Source organism: Streptomyces sp. NRRL S-340 (assembly GCF_000720185.1).
Taxonomy (GTDB): Bacteria; Actinomycetota; Actinomycetes; order Streptomycetales; family Streptomycetaceae; genus Streptomyces.
Map to the genome: position 1 here is coordinate 1 of NZ_JOIY01000097.1, position 2,171 is coordinate 2,171.

A 2,171-nucleotide genomic window follows, 5' to 3' on the forward strand; every position below is an offset into this window, starting at 1 on the left:
TGGGCTGAGCGTAGGGCTGGACCGTGGTGGGATGACCACTGGATGCGGCGGACGGCCCGGTGAAGACACCGATGCCGCTGCTACCGGCACCGGGCATGCGCCAGTTGGGGGTCGGTGCTGAGTTTGCGGGGCGGCCGGTGCCGGGTGCGGAGGCGGGCGGGCGGGGGAGGCGTCGTGGTGCTCCGGGAACGGGGCGGGGTGCGGGGGGCAGGCGGCGTGAGGGTTGGGACGGGGGTTGGGTCTCGGTCCGGGGGCGGAAGGTGTGCCAACCGCCGGCTTCCGCCAGATCGAGATCGGTACTGGTTGCGCCCGCGGGAGCGTGGACGGTGCGGCCGGTGATGTCGGCCACCTGCTGGGCGATGACCACGCCGTCAGGGCCTGGGGCCGCGACGTTGCAGGTGATGAGGACGATTTCCCGGTTGCGGTCGAATTGCAGGCTGGGCCGTCGTCGCAGCAGCTGGCCGAGTCCCTGACCGGTCAGACGATGCATGCGGCCGCGAACGTCATGGACCTCGGTGTACTCCCTGTGTCCGTGGTTCGCGAAGAAGTAGGGGACTGTCCTCTGGTTGCCGTTCTGCCAAGGGAGGCGAATAGCCACGTTGTCTGTCGCGTACAGCCATGATCCGCCGTTTTCCCAGCGTTCCTCGCCGGTGCGGTAGGTCGTTATTTCGGCCAGCGTGGGGAAGCCTGCGAGCCGTGTGATCAGGTCGGAAGGCGTGAAGTTGGCTCGCCCGAGGTGGCGGCCGTTGTTGTCGACGATGGTGTAGCTGGTCAGGTCGGAGGCCTGTACGTGTCCGTCGAGGGTGCGGAGTTGGTGGTGGGGTTCGCCGTCGGGGTTGTCGGTGAGGATGTTGGGGGTGCTGCCGAGCCAGCGGCTCGGTGGTGTGCCGGTGTCGGGCTGGTGCAGGACGATCCGGGTGATGAGGCCGCGTCCGTCGGGGCGGAGTCCTTGGGTGGCTTGGGGGATGAGGGCGAGTCCGCCGTCGGGTGCCCAGACGGTGCGTCCGGTGCGGGCGGCGATGACGCTGTACGTGTACGAGCCGTGAGGAGTGATGGTCTCGATGCCGCCGTGGGGACTGAGCTCGGCCGCGATGAAGAAAGGTGTCTCGGAGGGGCGGTTCCAGGGCGCATCGCTGCTGCGGACGGTGGGAGGCACCTCGAAGGGAATGGGACCGGTGAACGTGGTGAATCCGTCGGTCATGAGCCGGGTCACGGGCGCAGGCATACGGCCCCGCCCGTCCGTGCGGTAGTCGAGTCCGGGCTGGGTTCCGACGAGACTGCTGATGGCTTGCGTGTAGGGCTGGGCTGCGGTCACGTAGCCGCTGAAGCCGCCGGACTGCCCCGGGAAGCTGTCGGTGCCAATGCTGGTGCCGGGCATGCGCCAGTTGGGTGGCGGTGCTGAGTTTGCGGGGCGGCCGGTGCCGGGTGCGAAGGCGGGCGGCCGGGGGAGGCGTCGTGGTGCTCCGGGAACGGGGCGGGGTGTGGGGGGCAGGCGGCGTGGGGGTTGGGTGTCGGTCCGGGGGTGGAAGGTGCGCCAGCCGCCGGCTTCCGCGATGGCCAGGCTGGCGCTGGATGAACCTGCGGGTGCGTGGACGGTGCGGCCGGTGATGTCGGCGACCTGCTGGGCGACGGTGTCGCCGTCAGGGCCCGGGGATCCGGAGTGGCAGATGTTGAGGACGACTTCCCGGCCGGGGTCGAGTTGGAAGCTGGGCCGTCGTTTCAGCAGCTGGCCGAGTGCTGGGCCGGGGAGGCGGTGGACACGGCCGTGCGTGTCAGGGACTGAAACGGCTCCTCTCCGTCCGTGGCTCACCAGGAAGTACGGGGTTGTTCTCTGGTTGCCGTTCTTCCAGGGGAGACGAATCGCCGTGTCGTCCGTCGGGATCAGCCATTGCTCGCCGTCTTCCACGAATGTCTGGCCGATGTTGTAGGTCGATCTTTCGGCAAGCGTCGAAGAAGTTTCGATCCGGTTGATCCACTCGGAGGGTGTGTGGAAAGCCCGTCCGAGGTGGCGGCCGTTGTTGTCGACGATGGTGTAGCTGGTGAGGTGATGGGTTTGTAGGTGCCCGTCGAGGGTGCGGAGTTGGTGGTGGGGTTCGCCGTGGGTGTTGTTGGTGAGGATGTTGGGGGTGCTGGCGAGCCAGCGGCTGGGGGGTGTGTTGGTGTCGGGTTGG

General features: G+C 68.4%; 1 pseudogene. It reads right to left on the minus strand.

Going from position 1 to position 2,171, the window contains the following annotated elements:
• Positions 1–2,171 (minus strand): annotated as a pseudogene (locus IG64_RS41410) (hypothetical protein); the annotation flags it as partial.